At 70.3% G+C, this 16,732-nt stretch carries 11 protein-coding genes; 3 read left to right on the plus strand and 8 right to left on the minus strand.

What is annotated here, in order from left to right:
* The first annotated feature begins 24 nt into the window (after positions 1-24).
* Positions 25-1,581 (plus strand): UxaA family hydrolase, encoded by a 1,557-nt coding sequence (locus POR01S_RS03285; RefSeq protein ID WP_042133721.1) that lies wholly within the window; start codon positions 25-27, stop codon positions 1,579-1,581.
* A 9-nt stretch (positions 1,582-1,590) separates the two neighbouring features.
* On the opposite strand, the gene POR01S_RS03290 is transcribed toward POR01S_RS03285, so the two are convergent.
* The 5 genes from POR01S_RS03290 to POR01S_RS03310 form a co-directional block, all read right to left on the minus strand.
* Complete coding sequence (locus POR01S_RS03290) at positions 1,591-4,590, minus strand: chemotaxis protein CheB (protein WP_042133724.1); 3,000 nt, start codon at positions 4,588-4,590, stop codon at positions 1,591-1,593.
* A gap of 141 nt (positions 4,591-4,731) precedes the next feature.
* Positions 4,732-7,737 (minus strand): efflux RND transporter permease subunit, encoded by a 3,006-nt coding sequence (locus POR01S_RS03295; RefSeq protein ID WP_042133725.1) that lies wholly within the window; start codon positions 7,735-7,737, stop codon positions 4,732-4,734.
* Positions 7,738-7,740: 3 nt separating this feature from the next.
* The gene (locus POR01S_RS03300) at positions 7,741-8,838 is read right to left on the minus strand and encodes an efflux RND transporter periplasmic adaptor subunit (protein WP_042133727.1); all 1,098 of its coding nucleotides are present in this window, start codon (positions 8,836-8,838) and stop codon (positions 7,741-7,743) included.
* Positions 8,839-8,852: 14 nt separating this feature from the next.
* Positions 8,853-9,638 (minus strand): MipA/OmpV family protein, encoded by a 786-nt coding sequence (locus POR01S_RS03305; RefSeq protein ID WP_042133729.1) that lies wholly within the window; start codon positions 9,636-9,638, stop codon positions 8,853-8,855.
* An 11-nt stretch (positions 9,639-9,649) separates the two neighbouring features.
* The gene (locus POR01S_RS03310; protein ID WP_042133731.1) at positions 9,650-11,089 is read right to left on the minus strand and encodes a TolC family protein; all 1,440 of its coding nucleotides are present in this window, start codon (positions 11,087-11,089) and stop codon (positions 9,650-9,652) included.
* Positions 11,090-11,185: 96 nt separating this feature from the next.
* Here POR01S_RS03310 and POR01S_RS03315 point away from each other — a divergent pair, with 96 nt between their 5' ends.
* Positions 11,186-11,860 (plus strand): response regulator, encoded by a 675-nt coding sequence (locus tag POR01S_RS03315; RefSeq protein ID WP_027602071.1) that lies wholly within the window; start codon positions 11,186-11,188, stop codon positions 11,858-11,860.
* The gene (locus POR01S_RS03320; protein ID WP_042133733.1) at positions 11,857-13,026 is read left to right on the plus strand and encodes a sensor histidine kinase; all 1,170 of its coding nucleotides are present in this window, start codon (positions 11,857-11,859) and stop codon (positions 13,024-13,026) included. The genes POR01S_RS03315 and POR01S_RS03320 overlap by 4 nt, the downstream gene beginning before the upstream one ends.
* Before the next feature lie 54 nt (positions 13,027-13,080).
* On the opposite strand, the gene POR01S_RS03325 is transcribed toward POR01S_RS03320, so the two are convergent.
* The 3 genes from POR01S_RS03325 to POR01S_RS03335 all read right to left on the minus strand — a co-directional run bounded on the left by POR01S_RS03325 (position 13,081) and on the right by POR01S_RS03335 (position 16,721).
* Complete coding sequence (locus POR01S_RS03325) at positions 13,081-13,635, minus strand: ProQ/FinO family protein (RefSeq protein WP_027599636.1); 555 nt, start codon at positions 13,633-13,635, stop codon at positions 13,081-13,083.
* A gap of 398 nt (positions 13,636-14,033) precedes the next feature.
* Positions 14,034-15,479 (minus strand): aldehyde dehydrogenase family protein, encoded by a 1,446-nt coding sequence (locus tag POR01S_RS03330; RefSeq protein WP_042133736.1) that lies wholly within the window; start codon positions 15,477-15,479, stop codon positions 14,034-14,036.
* Between the two features lie 54 nt (positions 15,480-15,533).
* Positions 15,534-16,721 (minus strand): hypothetical protein, encoded by a 1,188-nt coding sequence (locus POR01S_RS03335; protein WP_042133738.1) that lies wholly within the window; start codon positions 16,719-16,721, stop codon positions 15,534-15,536.
* Positions 16,722-16,732: the final 11 nt, after the last annotated feature.

Genomic DNA, 16,732 nt, shown 5'->3' on the forward strand with positions numbered 1-16,732 from the left:
TCGAAGGCTGACGTGGAGACTCCTATGGAATTGATCACCCGCAGCGGCGCCGCGGCCGCTGCCCGCGCCACCCTGCGTCTGCATCCGCAAGACGATGTGCTCATCGCCCGCCAGGCGCTGGTACCCGGCCTGGAATTGGCGGAGGAGGGCGTGCAGGTCCGCGAGCCGGTGCCCGCCGGGCACAAGGTCGCCGTGCGCGCCATCGCCGCAGGTGCGCCGGTACGCCGCTATGGCCAGATCATCGGCTTCGCCCGCGAGGCCATCGCCGCCGGCAGCCATGTGCACGTACACAACCTGGCCATGGGCGACTTCGCCCGCGAACACGCCTTCGGCATCGAGGCCCGCGGGACACCGGCGCCCATCGAGCGCAGCTTTCTCGGCATCGTCCGCCCGGATGGCCGGGTGGCGACCCGCAACTACATCGGCATCCTCACCTCGGTGAATTGCTCGGCCACGGTGGCCCGGGCGGTGGCCGACCATTTCCGCCGCGACGTCCATCCCGCGGCGCTGGCGCCCTATCCCAACGTCGACGGCGTGGTCGCCCTGACCCACGGCGTCGGCTGCGGCATCGACACCCAGGGCGAGGGCATGGCGGTGCTGCGCCGCACCCTGGGCGGCTATGCGGCCCACCCCAACTTCGCCGCCGTGCTGTTCATCGGCCTCGGCTGCGAAGCCAACCAGATCCCCTCACTGCTGGCCGACCAGGGCCTCGCCGAGCATGCGGGACTGCAGACCCTCAATATCCAGGACAGCGGCGGCACCACCGCCACCGTGGCCCGTGGCATCGCCGCGGTCGAGGCGTTGCTGCCCACGGCCAATGCGGTGCAGCGCGAACCAGTCAGCGCGCGGCATCTGATCCTGGGCCTGCAATGCGGCGGCTCGGACGGCTATTCCGGCATCAGCGCCAATCCGGCCCTGGGCCGGGCGGTGGACCTGCTGGTGGCCGCCGGGGGCACCGCCATCCTCTCGGAAACGCCGGAAATCTACGGCGCCGAACACCTGCTCACCCGCCGCGCCGCCAGCCCGGCGGTGGGCGAGCGCCTGGTGGAACGCATCCGCTGGTGGGAAGACTATTGCGCCCGCTTCGGCGCCAGCCTGGACAACAACCCCTCGGCGGGCAACAAGGCCGGCGGCCTGACCACCATTCTGGAAAAATCCCTCGGCGCGGTGATCAAGGCCGGTTCCACCGATCTGATGGCGGTCTATGGCTACGCCGAGCCGGTGCGCAGCCCGGGCCTGGTGTTCATGGACACCCCCGGCTACGACCCGGTCTCGGCCACCGGCCAGGTGGCGGGGGGCGCCAACCTGATCGCCTTCACCACCGGCCGGGGTTCGGCCTATGGCTGCGCACCGACGCCGTCGCTGAAAATCGCCACCAACACCCGGCTGTGGGAGAGCCAGCGCGACGACATGGACGTGGACTGCGGGGGCCTGGTGGACGGCAGCACCACCCTGGAAGAGCGGGGCGCCTTCATCTTCGAGCGCCTGCTGGCGCTGGCTTCGGGGGAGCGCAGCCGCAGCGAGTTGCACGGCTACGGGCAGAACGAATTCGTCCCCTGGCAACTGGGCGCCACCACCTGAGTGGGGGGATCAGGGCTCTGCCAGCCCGGTGTCGATGCCGCTGGTCACGGCCTCGCCATCCGGTTGCAGGTGCCGCCAGATGATGATCGCCGCGGTGTGGGTGAAGGCCGCGGCCAGTTCGAGATCCATCGCATCCGGCAGTCGGGGATGTTGGAAATACATCGCCAGGGAACCGAGGCTCTCACCGTCCGCAGTCTTGACCGGAAAGGACCAGCAGCCACGGAAGTCGTATTGACGTGCCATCCACGCCCGGGATTCCCAGAGCGGCTCCTCCAGCACATCGCGGGTGATGACCGGCTCACCCAGCGCGATGGCCAGCCCGCAGGCCAGCGAATCAAGGGAGATCGGGCAACCCTCCACGTCCCGAGCGTAGCGCTCCGTCATACCCACCACATGGCTCAGACCCGTGCTCTTGGATAGAAAGAAGGCGCACCGGCGCTGATCACCCGCTTCGGCGATCAGGGCCTGGATCAGAATGCCCAGCGACCGGCGTAGGCCTTCTCCCCTCATGGCGGACTGGAAGGCGTCCTTCTGCGCGGTGAGCCATTGCTGACTGCGTTTCAGCTGGCGTTCGCGTTCACGCAGTGCCAGCTCCGCCTGGGTGCGCAGGGTGATATCGGCGAAAGTGACGGCGACACCGGCGACGGCTCGCGGATTGCCCGTATCCGGGTAGATTCGCCGCAAAAACCAGCGGCTGTCCCGGGACTGCACCACCGCCGTGCGGGGCTCGCCATCCTGCAACACCTGCCGAATGTCCTCGAATAGCTCGGGATCCTGGAATTTTGGTACCAGGTCACGCACATGCCGCCCGGTATCGGCCTGTTGCAGCGGCAGCAGGTCGGTCATGGCCGGGGTGAACCAGAGGATCTTCAGCTCGGCATCCAGGCAGAGGGTCATCACGGCGCCCGAGGACAGGACCCGCCGCTGCATCTGCAACTGCCCAATATGGTCCTGCAGCGAGTCGTTCGCCCGGTTCAGGTCCTCGTTGCTCAGTTGCAGCTGGTCGTTGGTGTCCTTGAGTTCGTTGTTCAAGGCCTTGAGTTCTTCGGTGAGTGCCTGCAGCTCCTCGCGCGAGGCTTCGAGCTCTTCCTGGGAAAGACGGATCGCTTCACGCCAGTCCGCTTCCTCTACCACCCGGGTGTCATCGAAAACGTCTGGAGAGGCGGGTGTCCCAGCGCTCCCTGACTGACGGATGAAGGACACCAGCACCTGATCCTGTTGACCCGGACCGTCCAGGGGCGTGATGCGCAAGGTGACGCTCAAGGTGGCGTCGAAGCGATCCGGCAAGCCCGCGACCAGCGTTGGCTCGCCACCGTGCAGGGCGCCGGTGAGGTGATGGCGCAGGGTGGCGACCCAGGGGCGGGGCACCAGATCGAGCAGTCGGTAACTCGGTTCGCCGACCGGCAGGCCGAGAAAGGCCTCGGTGTTGCCGTACAGGCGCAGCACCTGCCCCTCGACGTCGATCAGCACCGAGGGCAGCTCGAAGTGTTCGAGGGCCGTGCGCTCGGCTTCGAGGGCGCGCGCTGTCCGGCCGGATCGTCGCCGGGGCAGGGTGGGCGGCGGGCCTGGCAAGGGCCCTGCCTTGCGATGGAGATTCCAGCGCAGGGCCACGGGTTCGAAGCCGAAGCGATGCAGGGGATAGGCCTCGCTCTTGCCCAGCAGCAGATAGCCGCCAGGCCGAAGCGCGCCGTGCAATAGCTGCAGCACGAAGTCGATGGTCTCGGGTTCGAGGTAGATCAGCAGATTCCGACAGCTGATCAGATCCATCGCGGCGAACGGCGGATCAAGCAGCAGGTCCTGCACCGCGAAGACCATGCGCTCGCGCAAGGAGCGCCGAACCCGATAGGCCCCATCGACGGCATAGAAGAATCTTTCCAGACGTGCGGGTGACAGCGTCGCCAGCTCTCTGCCGCGATAGGCGCCACGGCTGGCCTGGGCCAGCATCTCCGGGGCCGGCTCGGTGGCGAACAGCTGGGCTCCGGTGGTGCAGCCATGGGCGGTACGCAGTTCGTCGAGCAACATCGCCATCGAATAGGCTTCCTGCCCCGTGGAGCAGGCGGGGATCCAGATGCGCAGGGGCTCGGTCGCCGGACGCTTCAGCAGCGGCAGCAGCACCTCTTCGCCGAGTACGTCCCAGGCGTCCGGATCGCGAAAGAATTCGGTGACATGGATAGGGATGCCCTTGACCAGGGCCACCAGCTCGGCGGGGTCGTCCTCCAGCAGCGCGGCATAGTCGCCGAAGGCCCAGACCCGGCGTACATCCATGCGCTGCTGGATGCGCCAGAGCAGGGGGGACGTCTTGTAGCCGCTGAAGTCGAACGCCGCCTGGCGGCGGATCAGCTCCAGGATCTGCTCCAGGGTCGTTGCCAGGGAGGTCGGCTGGGTCGTGGGCTCCGGCCAGCGGTACTCCGGCGCGGCGCAGCCGATCAGATAGCGCGCGATAGCGGCGATGGGCAGGGCCAGATGATGCAGACCGCGCTGGGCGATGGCGTTGGGCATGCCTTGATGGGCGGCCGTCAGCGGATCCTGGACAATGACCGTGCCCCCGCACTGGCGGATGTGGATAGCCCCGGCGGTGCCGTCCATGCCACTGCCGGACAGGATCACCGTGACGGTACGGGCGGCCGCCTGCGGCGAAAGGCTCTCCAGGAAGGCATCGATGGCGTCGATTTCCGGCCGTCGCTGCCCACCTTCGGCTGGGCGCGTGTGAAAACGCTGGTCTTCCAGGGTCAGGATGGCGGCGGGCGAGGGCAGATGGACAGTGCCGGGCTTGGGGTGGGTGTCACTCGCGGCCGTCTCGACCGGCATCGCTGACCAGTTTTGCAGGAGGCTGCGCAGACCACTGGAGCTGCTGGGCGGTAGATGCTGCAGCACGACGAAGGCGAAGGGCAACTGGGTGCCGATGGACTCGAACAGCTGCTGCAGCGCGGTGATGCCGCCGGCGGAGGCGCCGATCACGATGAGCGGGGGAAGCGCGACAGCCTCCGATGGGGACTGGAGTCTGATCATGGGAGAGTCCTTGGCGGTGCCTGGGCGGGGGCATCGGGGCGAGGGGCGGCCACAGGAGCGGGTGGCGCCGGATCCCTACCAGCATAACGTCACCCCGCCTTTGCGCCAGCGAAGCGGCGCCTTCGCGCGCCCGGTTGCCCGCTAACGGCGCCCATGGAGCAAGCCATAGAGCACCGGGATCAGCCCCAGGGTCACCAGGGTGCCCAGGGCCAGGCCGCCGATCATGCTGATGGCCATGCCCGTCCACAGGGGACCGGCAAAGAGCATCAGCGGGATGAGACCGAGGATGCAGGTCAGCTTGGTCATGATGATCGGCCGCAGGCGCTCGCCGGCGGCGTCGAGCAGCGCCGGGATCAGGGGCTTGCCGGCCTGGCGTTCGGCTTCTATGCGTTCGAGCAGCAAGACCGCGTTGTTGACGATGATGCCGGCCAGAGACAGCAGGCCGAAGGTGGCCATGAAGCCGAAGGGATGGCCACTCAGCCAGAGCGCCAGGGCCACGCCGATGAGGATGAAGGGGATGCTGGCAACGATGATGAGCACCTTGCGCCAGGAGTCGAATTGCCAGAGGAACAGTAGCAGCATGGCCACGGCGGCCAGCGGCAGGTAGCGCAGCAGGGCGTCGTTGGCGGCGGCGGAATCCTCGCTCTCGCCGCCCAGCTCCAGGCGGTAGCCGGGCGGCAACTGCAGGGTCGGCAACTGGGGCGCGAGGGTGGCGACCAGGGTGGCGGCGGTCATGCCGGGATTGCGCGCGCTGACCGTGAGGGTGCGCTGCAGATTGCGTCTGACCTTGACCCCGGCCTCGCTGGCCAGCTCGATCCGGGCCACCGCCGCCAGCGGCAGCGGCGCGCCGCCGCCCTGGGGATAGACCAGCAGGCTGCCAGGATCGCCGTCAGGGGCAGGGCTGCGCACGGCGATTTCGACCGCATACTGGCCATCGCGCAACCGGGCGCCGCTCAGGCCGTCGCCGGCCAGTTGCAGCGTCTGGGCCAGGTCGCGCCGGTCGAGTCCGGCGGCGCGGGCCCGGGCCGGGTCGACCTCGACCTGATAGCGCAGCAGCCGCGGACCCCAGTCGTCCTGGATGTCGCGGGTCCCGGGGACGGCGGCGAGCAGGTCGGCAAGATCGCTGCCCAGCTGACGCAGGACCGCCTCGTCCGGCCCGCTCAGGCGATATACCGCCAGGCCGCTTTCGGTGGTGCCCAGGGAGAAGCGCTTGGGCTGGGCGCGCACCTCGGGATAGCCGCGCGCCAGCTCATTCCCGACTCGCGTCATCACTTGGGCGAGATCGGCGTCCGGGCGAGTGGTCACGGTGAAATAGGCGACATTGGGACCGGGCAACGGCGGATTGAGCCCCAGCACGATGCGCGGACCGCCCTCGGCGACGTAGCCGATGCTCTCGACGATATCGGCATCCGCGCCCAGCCAGCGGCTGAAGCCCTGCATGAGGTCCAGGGTGCGCTCGGCCGAGGTGCCGGGTTCCAGCTGGATGGGGATCTGGAACTGATTGCGATCCGAGGGCGGCAGGAAGTCGTAGGGCAGGCTGAGCACCTTGAGGGTGGCCAACACCAGCAGCCCGAGCATGGCCAGCAGATAGGCCAGCCGGTGCCGCAGCAGGGCTTCCAGCAGCCGGCGATAGCCCCGGTGCAGGGCGCTGTCGGTGCTGGCGCCGGTATGGGTGGGATCCGGCACCAGGCGCAGGCAGAGCAGCGGCGTCACCGTCAGGCTTAGCGCCCAGGAGCCCAGCAGGGTGAGCGCCAGCACCACGGCCAGGGACCTCAGGTATTCATTGGTGCTGGTCTGGCCGAGAAAGAACGGCGAGAAGGCCAGGATGATCACTAGCGACGAGGTGAGCAGCGGGATGGCCAGGGTCCGACCGGCGGCCTCGCAGGCGGCGCGGCGGTCCTCGCCGGCGCGTAGGCGTCGTTCGATGTCCTCGGCGATGACGATGCCGTTGTCCACCAGCAGTCCCAGCGCCAGGATCAGCGCGGCGATGGACACCGTCTGCAACTCGATGCCCAGGGCGCGCATGACCAGCAGGGTGGCCAGTACCGTGAGCGGCACGATGGCGCCGACGATCAGGCCCAGGCGCCAGCCCAGGAACAGCATGACCACCGCCATGACGATCACCATGGTTTCCATCAGCACGTGCTGCATGCGCGCCATGGCGTGATGGACCACCTCGGCCTGGAAGGTCACCCGGTGCAGGGCGAACCCGGCGGGCAGGCTGGCCTCCAGGGCCTTGAGCCGGTCGTGCAGCGCAGCGCCGAAGGCTTCCACGTTGCGTCCCGGGGTCATGGCGATGCCCAGCACCAGGGCGCGCTCGCCGCGATAGAAGGCGGCGCTGCGCACCGGCTGCGCGGGTTCGACCCGCACCCGGGCCAGCTCGGCCAGGGGCACGGCGCGGCCGTCGGCCAGCTGGATCGGCACGGCGCGCAGCGCGGCGGGATCGGCCAGTTCGCCGCCGATGGCCAGGCTCAGCGTACGGTCGCCCTGGCGCAGGCTGCCGCCGCTGACCAGTGCGTTGCGCGCCCGCAGCTGCGCCAGCAGGGCCTGGGGCGAAAGACCGGTCCGCGCCAGGGCGGTGGCGTCCAGTTCGAGGGTGACGCGGTCTTCCTGCAGGCCATAGAGGGCGATGCGATCCACCCCGGGCAGATCATAGAGCGCCCGACGCAGCCGTTCGGCTTCGCTGCGCAGTTCGCTCGGGCTGAAGCCGGGCGCGGTCACGGCGATGGACGCCACTGCCACCCGGCCGAAGTCGTCGTCCACCACCGGCCCCTGGGTGCCTTCGGGCAGCTCTTGCGCCACCTCGGCGACCTTGTTGCGCACCCGTTGCCAGAGCGCCGGCAGGTCCGTGATCTCGTCCCGTGCGGTGAGCTGGACGATGGCCTGGCCGGGTCTCAGGGTGGTCACCAGGGTCTTGAGTTCGGGCAATTCGCGCAGCCGGTCTTCCAGCGGCTTGGCCAGCAGCTCTTCCACCCGGTCGCTGGGCAGGCCGGGCAGGGCGACGCTGACCAGGGCGTCGCGCACCGTGACGCTGGGCTCCTCCTGGGAGGGAAAGCCGAGAAAGGCATAGAGACCGCCGAGCAGCAGGGCCAGGGCGACAAAGAGCACCAGGCGACCCCGGCGCAGGGCGAAAGCGGTCAGGGACATAACTTACTCCCCCGTGAGCACGGTGCCGGGCCGATAGGGCAGCACATGCTCGCCCGCGCGCAGGAAGGCGGCGCCGGCCACCACGATCTGCTCACCCTCGGCGAGACCGCTGGCGATCAGCGCCTGGCCCTGCTGCAGGGCCGCCACCGTGACCGGGCGCGGTTTCACCTGCTGGGTCTCCGGCTGGTAGACATAGACCTGACCGGCGCTGCCGCTCTGACCGGGCAGCAGCGCGCCCAGGGGCACGGCCAGCTGCGCCTGGGCTGGCAGCGGCAGACGCACGTCTAGCAGGCTGCCGCTGGGCAGGGCCGGTGCTTCCTGGTCGAGGGCGAAGACCGCTTCCTGCAGCAGGCCCTGCTCGGCACGCGGTGAAAGACCGACCAGCCGGAGCGGCAGGGGCGCGCCGTCGCGCGTGGCATAGGCCTGGGCCTGAGTGCCGGGCGCCAGCCCCTGGGCCAGGGCGGCCGGCACCTGCACCACCACCTGACGTTCGCCGTCGGCCTGCAGCCCGAACAGGGTCTCGCCCGCGCCCACCAGCCGCAGCGGCTCCGGCGCGCGCAGGACGATCTGGCCAGCGAAGGGCGCTATCAGCCGGGTCTGGGCCAGGGCGCGGCGCGCCAGGGCCAGTTCCGCCTCGGCGCCTCCTTGCTGGGCCTGGGCCGCACCCAGGGCGGCGTCGGCGGCTTCCAGCTCGGCCTTGGCCAGGTTGCCGTCGGCGAACAGCTGCCGAGCACGCCGCTGCCCGGCGCGGCGCTGGTCCAGCTCCACCCGAGCGGCCTGCACCCGGGCGCTGGCTTGGGCCAGGCGCAGGCGTGCCGGTTCGGCGTCCTGCTCGGCGAGCAGTTGCCCGGCCGCGACCCGGGCACCCACGTCCACGGCCACCCTCAGCACCCGGCCGCCATTTTCGAAGGCCAGCGCCGAGCTGTGCGTCTGGCGCACCAGGCCGGGTAGCAGCGGGGCCTGGGCCGCAAGGCGCGCGACCGGCGCGAGCTTGACGGTGCGCAGGGGCACCGGACCGGGGCGTTCATCGGGTGAACAGCCGCCCAGCAGGGGCAGCAGCAGGAGTAAGGCGAGGGCGGAGGTCAGGCGCGGGCCAGGCATGGCGGGCTCCAGGATCAGAAGCTGTAGGTCAGGGCGACTTGGGCGGTGGTGGCGGTGGCGCGCTGCCGCAGCGGGCTGTCGCGTGCCTGGTCGCCGTAGTAGGTGGTGGTCAGGGTCGCCACCGAACTCCAGTGCGGATCGAAGGCGTGCAACCAGTTCAGCGCGGCGGAATAGGCATAGATGCCCCGGTCGAGCCGCGCCGGGGCGAAGCCGCTGGCGGCGCTCTGGGCGGCGGTGACGCCGAAATAGGTCTGGTTGAAGCGGCTGTCACCGGCGTGGGCGTCGAGATCCAGCGCCAGGGTGTCCTGGTCGGTGTGCAGGCCGATGGCTTCCACGCCCAGGCGATAGCGATTGCCGCGCTGGGCCCCGGCCAGTCGCCATTCGCCCTCGGCGTTGAGGCTGAGCCAGGGCGCCAGGGCCTGGCTCAGATTGAGGTCCAGCACCGTGGCGCCGTCGACCTCGCCCATACCCTTCAAGCGGTCGGCGCCTGGCCGCGAGGCGTTGTCGCGGTCATCGCGGCCGAAGTCGTAGTTCAGGGCCCCGCTGAGGGTCAGTCCCTGGGCCGACTGCCATTGCAGGCCGAGGCCGCGACTGGTGTCGGCAAAGAAGGGTCCATGCTGCACTGCTACCAGCGGCAGCAACTGCGGCCGGTAGGCGGCCGAACCCATGTAACGACCGACCGCGCCGGCCACCAGGCCGAGGCTGACGTCGGTGTGGTCGCCCCAGGGCGAGGCGTCGGCCGCCTGGCCGGCCAGGGGTGTCAGGCAGAGCAGCAGCGGCAGCAGGGTGGTGCGGGTCATGGCGAGTCCTCTCAGGTGGCGGAAGGGTGGTCGAGGCCGTGCAGGGCGCGGTACAGGCGCAGGCGATTGAGGCGCAGGGCCTGGCCGGTCTGGCGCAGCGCCTCGCCGGCGCGCAACCCGTCGAGACCGGCCTGCAGGCTGGCGCCGGGATCGCCGGCCCCGGCCTGCCACTGGCGCGCCAGACGCTGGCGGCGCGCCTGGCTCAACTGCAGCTGGGCGGCCAGGGTCTGCCGCTGCGCGAGCAGCAGGCGGCGCTCTTCCAGGCCGTCGGCCAGTTCGCGAAAGGCGTCCTGCAGGGTGCGTTCGTAGGCGGCCAGGGCCAGGTCGCGAGCGGTCCTGGCGGCGTCCAGGTTGGCCTGGTTGCGCCCGCCGTCGAACAGCGGCAGGGACAGCGACGGCGTCAGCAGGCGCAGCCCTTGACGGGCGCTGAACAGGTCCTGCAGTTGCGGACTGGCCAGGCCCACCGCGGTGCTCAGGCGAATGCTCGGGAAAAAGGCGGCGCGGGCCGCGCCTATGCTGGCGTTGGCCGCCTGCAGGCGCTCCTCGGCCGCGCGTACGTCGAGACGCTCCAGCAGGCGGCTGGAGGGCAGGTCGGCCAGCTCGCCCGGCAGCTCCGGCGGTGGACCGGCCGGGGCAGGCGCAGCGCTGGGCGAGGGCGCCAGCCGGTAGCCGGTGACCCAGGCCAGCGCCCCATAGGCCTGGGTGCGTTGGCTCAGGCGCTGTTGCTCCAGTTGCCGTGCGTCCAGGGCGGCCTGGGTCAGGGGCTCCAGGGCAGCCGGGGCCAGGTCGCCGGCGGCGATGCGTGCCCGGGTCCGCTGCACCAGCTCATCGCTGAGGGCCGCCATGGCCTGGGCGCTGACGACCTGGGCATCGGCCTCGCGGGCCAGCAGGAAAAGGCGCGCCACCTCGGCTACCAAGGCGCCGCGCGCGGCCTGCTGGCCATAGGCGCTGGCCAACAGTTGGTGGCGGGCCTCTTCGCCGAGGCTGGCTACCCGCCCGAAGAAGTCCAGTTCGAAGGCGTCCACGCCGAGGGTGGCGGTGGCCAGGTCCTGCTGGTAGCGCTCGTCCAGCGCCTGGTCGGCGAAGCGCTGGCGCGGCCGCTGCACCGCCAGGCCCAAGGTGGGCCAGCGGTCGGCCTGGCGCGCGCCCAGCTGCGCCCGCGCCTGCTCGACCCTGAGCTGGGTTATCCGGTAGTCTCGATTGCCCGCCAGCGCCTGGCCCACCAGCTCTGGCAGGAGAGCTTCAGCGCTGACCGCGGCCAGCAGTTGGCGCTCGTCAGGGCTGAGATCAACGCCCGCCGCGGGGGCAGCGTCCTGCCGGTGCCACAGCCCCTGGTGCGCGGGCACCGGCAGGGGCGGCCGCTGGTAGTCGGGAATCAGCGAGCAACCGCTGAGGCCCAGCAGACCGATCAGCAGCAACTGGCAGGTGATGGAAGCGGCGAGTGAAGGCATGGCAGGCGGACCCGGTGCAAGGCATGGGTCGCAGCCTAGGGACGCCGAATCAAGATTCCTTCGGCGAATTGTCTAGATTCGATCAAGAGAGCGGACGTGGGCGACAAACTCATACTCATCGTCGAAGACGACGCCGACAGCGCCAGCGTGCTGGAGGCCTATCTGCTGCGCGATGGCTTCGCGGTCGTCCTCGCCGAAGACGGTCGCCAGGGGCTGGAACTCTTCCAGCGCGAGCGACCCGATCTGGTGTTGCTCGACATGATGCTGCCGCGCCTCGGTGGCACCGAGGTGCTGGCACAGATCCGCCGCGCCGGGGATACCCCGGTGATCATGGTGACCGCCATCGGCGACGAGCCGGAAAAGCTCGGCGCCCTGCGCTATGGCGCCGACGACTACGTGGTCAAGCCCTACAACCCCAAGGAGGTGGTGGCGCGGGTGCACGCGGTGCTGCGTCGCTGCCACCAGGCGCCGCGCGATGACCGCTGGCTGCGCCATGGCGCCCTGACGGTGGATCTGGAACGTTTCAGCGCCACCGTCGAGGCACGGGCCCTGGAGCTGACGCCCACCGAATTCGGCCTGCTCGCCACCCTGATGCGCACTCCGCACAAGGCCTTTACCCGCGAGGAATTGCTGGAGCGCTGCCTGCCGGAAAGCGAAGCCCTGGCGCGGGTGGTGGACACCCACCTGCACAACCTCAGGCGCAAGCTGGAAGCGGCAGGCCTTCCCGGCGTGCCGGTGACGGTGCGCGCCATCGGCTATCGCTTTTCATGAAGCGCCAGGCCCCGCTGGGGCGCTGGGTCGGCTGGCGCATGAGCCTGCTGGCCTTGGGCGCGGTGCTGCTGATCGCCGCCGGCATGTACCTCTGGTTTCTCTTTGGCGACTGGTGGGTGCTGCGCCAGGTGCCCCAGGCGGCGCGGGCGGAAATCCTCCAGCTGCGCGCCGATCCGCAGGAAAACGAGGCGCGACTCTGGGCGCTGTTCAGCCACTACTATCCGGTGCGCTATTTCCTGCCCGGCATCGCCAGCCGCGACTGGTGGGTGCTGGCGGGGCTGGTGCTGGCGGCCGTGCCGCTGATCCTGCTGGCCGGCTTTCGGCTGTCACGCCCGCTGTCGAGCCAGTTCTCCGCCATCGCCGCGGCGGCGCGGCGGGTGGCCTCCGGCGATCTGGAGACCCGCCTGGAGGTGGCCGAGACGGCGCCAGCGGAATTGCGCCGCCTGGCGCTGGACTTCAACAGCCTCACCGCGCGGCTGCAGCAATACGAGCGCGACGTGCGGGATTCCAGCGCCATCCTCGCCCATGAGCTGCGCACCCCGCTCAACGCCGCCTCGGTGCGGGTGCAGGGCATCCTCGACGAGGTCTTTCCCGCCGATGCCCGCCAGTTGCAGATGGTCAAGCGCCAGCTCGACCTGCTCAACACCCTGGTGGGCGATCTGCACACCCTGTCGCTGGCCGAGGCCGGGCAACTGGCGCTGGATCAGCGGCCCTTCGCCCTGGCGGCATTGGTGGAGGAGCGGCTGGCCTGGTTCGCGCCCCAGCTGCAGGCCGAGGCCATCCAGCTGCGCCTGGAACTGGATCCCCGCCAACGGCTGTACGCCGACCGCCATCGCATCGGCCAGTTGCTCAACATCCTGCTGGAAAATTTCCTGCGCTATGGCGCCAGCGGCGGCGAACTGGAGATCGTCCAGCTGGCCCTGGCCGAGGGCCTGGTGCTGGAATTCCGGGATCGCGGCCCGGGCATCGCCGAAGCCGATCGCGAGCGGGTCTTTCACCGCTTCTGGCGCGCCGACAGCTCCCGGGCACGGCACCTTGGCGGCAGTGGCCTGGGCCTGTCCATCGCCCGCGCCATCTGCGCGGCGCATCAGGGCCGCATCGTCGCCCTGGGGCGCGAGGGTGGGGGGACGGTCATGCGCATCGAGTTGCCGGGACGGCTGTCCTAACGCGGCGGGCGTCTGGAACGACTGCCCCTGTCTGGGCGACAGGGGCAGCGGGGCTCAGGCGGAGGCGTCGTCTGCGGGAGCGGCAACGGTCTCGGCCGCTGCAGGCGCTTGCGCTTCGGCAGGCGCGGCGGTGTCCGCCTTGGCCTTGGCCTGCTCACGGCGGGCCTGGGCGCGCTGGCGGCGTGCCTGCTGCTTGGCATAGACCGCCTGGGAGGCGGTCACGGTGCCAGCCGGCTGGCCATCCAGATCCAGGCGCGGGGCGTTTTCGGTCATGGCCGCCCAGTAGCGGGTGCCGCGACACCAGGTGGCGATCGACTGCTTGAGCTGATCACCGGTGATGCCCAGGCGCTCCAGGTGCTGCTCGGCGTCTTTCAGGATGCCTTCCTTGAGCGGCACCTTGGGTGCCGGATTGACCGGGAAGGCCAGCGGGAAGTGCTTTTGCAGACGGCGGATGCCTTCGACCACCGGATCCTGCTCGCGGGGCTTCTGCTCGCGGGGCTTGGCTTTCGGTGAAGGTCTCCGCGCCGGCCGCTCGTTGCTCTCGGTCTTTACCTGCGCTTTTTCGGCCCGCAGGCGGTCGCGTAGTTCAGCTAGTTGCTCAAAGCCCATCGTTCAGCTCACCGCTCCAAATAGAATTCACGTGCAAGGGTAACCCATGCCGGGCTTGGACCGCGCCAATCGCAGATCGGCACGCCCAAGGCTGGCGGCCCGTCATTCTAAAGGCTGGTTTGCCGCTCGTGCATCCTTGGCGGCGTCATTCCCGGCGGATGGTGTGCCCTGCTGGGCGTTTTCCAGGTCCGGTACGAAAGTCGCCGAGCGAAGGTGAGGCGGATTGAAACGACCAACGGGAGTAACCGCCCAAGGCTGCTCAAAGGGGTAGCGCTCACCAACCAAAAAGCAGAGGGAGCGCAGTGTACGTGCGGTAAAGGAGCATTCCGACCGGGCTGGCGATCCAGGGGTTTTTCCAACGAAGCATCGCCGATGCGCAGGCAGTTCTCGTACTGGACCTAGCCGCCTCCGGTCAGGCGCGACACCCATTGCGCCAGCCGCAGCTTGAAGGGCGAATAGGGCGGCAGCAGCAGACGAACGGCCAGCAGCGGACCGGCGGCGAGCACGCTGCGCTCGTGGGAAAAGGTGCGAAAACCGGCCTGGCCATGGGCGCTGCCGCTGCCGGAGTGATTGACGCCGCCAAAGGGCAGGTGCAGCTGGGTGTACTGCTGCATGCACAGATTGAGGCCGACGCTGCCGGAGCTGGTGCGGGCGATGACTCGCTGCTGGATGTCGCGGTCGCGACTCCAGAGATAGAGCGCCAGGGGCTTGGGCCCGGCGTCGATGCGCTGCAGTACCTCTTCCAAGTCGTCGTAGGCGATCACCGGCAGGAGCGGACCGAACAGCTCCTGGCTGTCCAGGGGGCTGTCGATGGCCGAGCAATCCAGCAGGGTCGGTGCGAGGTAGCGCCCGGCCGCGTCGTGCGCGCCGCCGTGGATCAGCTGGGCACCGGCCGCCTGGGCCTGTTCCAGCAGTCCGATCAGCTGGCTGGCGTGGCGTTGGTGAATGAGTCGGGCATAGTCCGGGCTGGCGGCGGCATCGCTGCCGTAGCGCTGCACCAGCAGGGCGCGACAGCGCTCCTTGAAGGCCGGCAGCAGGCGGCGGGCGACGAAGACATGATCGGGCGCCACGCAGGACTGGCCGGCATTGAGGAATTTGCCCCAGAGCAGCAGCTCGGCGGCGGCGTCCAGGTCGGCGCTGGCGTCGATGATCGCCGGCGACTTGCCGCCCAGCTCCAGGGTCACCGAGGCCAGGTGCCGGGCAGCGGCCTGCATCACCAGGCGGCCCACGGCGGTGGAGCCGGTAAAGAAGAAGTGGTCGAAGGGCAGCGCCAAGAGCGCCTGGGCGGTGGAGACATCGCCTTCGCAAAAGGCCACGGTGTCCGGGGTGAAGGCCTCGGCCAGCAGTTCGCGCAGTACCGCGTTGACCGCCGGGGTGAATTCCGAGGGCTTGAGCATCACGCTGTTGCCGGCCGCCAAGGCCGACACCAGGGGGCCGAGCAGGGTGGAGACCGGGTAGTTCCAGGGGCCGATGATCAGGCAGCGCCCGCGCGGCTGGCTGTGGATGTGCGCCGGGCAGCCGAGGGAGGTCAGGGTCGGGCGCACCCGCCGTGGCTTCATCCAGCGGCGCAGGTGGCGGCGCGCGTGCTGAATCTCCTCCAGCACCGGCATGATCTCCGACAGTTCCACCTCCACCTCGGGCTTGCCGAAGTCCTGGCGAAAGGCGGCATAGAGCGCCCCCCGCCGCGCCACCAGGGCGCCATGCAGGCGCTGCAGCAGGCTCAGGCGCTCGGCGGCGCTGGAGCCGCGCAGGGCCAGGGCACGCGGTCCCTGGGCGGCGAACAGCCGCTGCAGCATCTCGGGGTCGCCCAGGGCGGGAGCGGTATCGGGGAGGGGTGCATTCATGGCAGCAGTCCGCAAGGGGGCAGGAAGGGGACGATACGGCGACGGCGGCAGTATTCAGCCTGGGCGCTGCCAGCGCCAGCGCGGTACCGGCCGGGGGCGGCGGGCACTGAGGGCGAGCACGGCCGCCAGCCCCAGGGCCAGCAGGGCGAGCAGGGCGCTGGTGAGCGCGGCCGGTCGGACCGCGGCGCCCTGCAGCCAGAGCGACGCCAGCGCCGGGCCGGCGGCGCAGCCGAGCAGTTGCAGCGAAGGCACCAGGGTGGCGACGCGGCCACTGGCGTCCAGCCGCAGGGCCAGGCTGATCTGGAAGGGGGTGAGGGTCTGCCAGAGAAAGGTGAAGGTCAGGCACAGCAGCACGAAGCTCAGGTGCGCCCCCGGCGCCAGGCCATAGATCAGCGCGGCCAGGCTGCCCAGCGTCAGGGTCGCCAGGGTCAGGGTGGTGGCGGCCGGCAGCCAGGCCACCAGGACCGCGCCGGCCAGGCCGCCTAGCAGCTGGGCGGCGAAGCTGGCGGCGATCAGGGTCTGGGCCTGGCCGGCGTCCAGTCCGAGGGCTTCGCCATAGGGTTCCAGATAGGCCCAGAGCGCGCCGATGGCGGCCAGCTGGCAACCGACGAAGGCCAGCAGCAGTGCCTGGGGCAGTCGCCATCTATGGCGGACCGGCGCGCTGCCAGGGACGTCCACTGCCGCCAGCCGGCGTGGCAGGGCGACGGTCAGCGGCAGGGCCAGGGCGGTGACACCGGCCAGCAGCCGGAAGCCGCCGGCGCTGCCCAGCCGGGGCAGGATCCACAGCGCCAGCAGGGCGGCCAGCAGGCCCTGGCAAAAGGTCTGCAGAGCCATAAACAGGCCGGACAGCCGCTCGGCGGTGGGTTGACGGACGATCAGCGCCACCGCCGCCCAGAGCAGCAGGCCTTCGCCAAGGCCGGCGAGGGCGCGCAGGCCGAGCAACCGCAGATCACCGCTGGCCTGGGCGCTGGCCAGGTCGGCGGCGACCGCCAGCAGCGTCGCCGGCCACAGTACGGCTGGCAGCCCCAGCCGCGGGCCCAGGGCCTCACCGGCGATCACGCCCAGGCCTAGGGCGACGATCTCGCCCATGGCCACCAGGCCGAGGCCGTCGAGGCTGGCCCGGCCGCTGGTGAACAGCTCGCCGAGCAGCAGCGGCTGCAGGCCGAGGATGAGCAGCGCCAGGGAGCCCAGCAGCAGCGCGGCTTGGACCTGGCGAGGCGGAGCGGGCGCGGTGACGGTCATGGGGTCTACCT

The organism is Pseudomonas oryzihabitans NBRC 102199 (genome assembly GCF_000730625.1).
Lineage (GTDB): Bacteria > Pseudomonadota > Gammaproteobacteria > Pseudomonadales > Pseudomonadaceae > Chryseomonas > Chryseomonas oryzihabitans.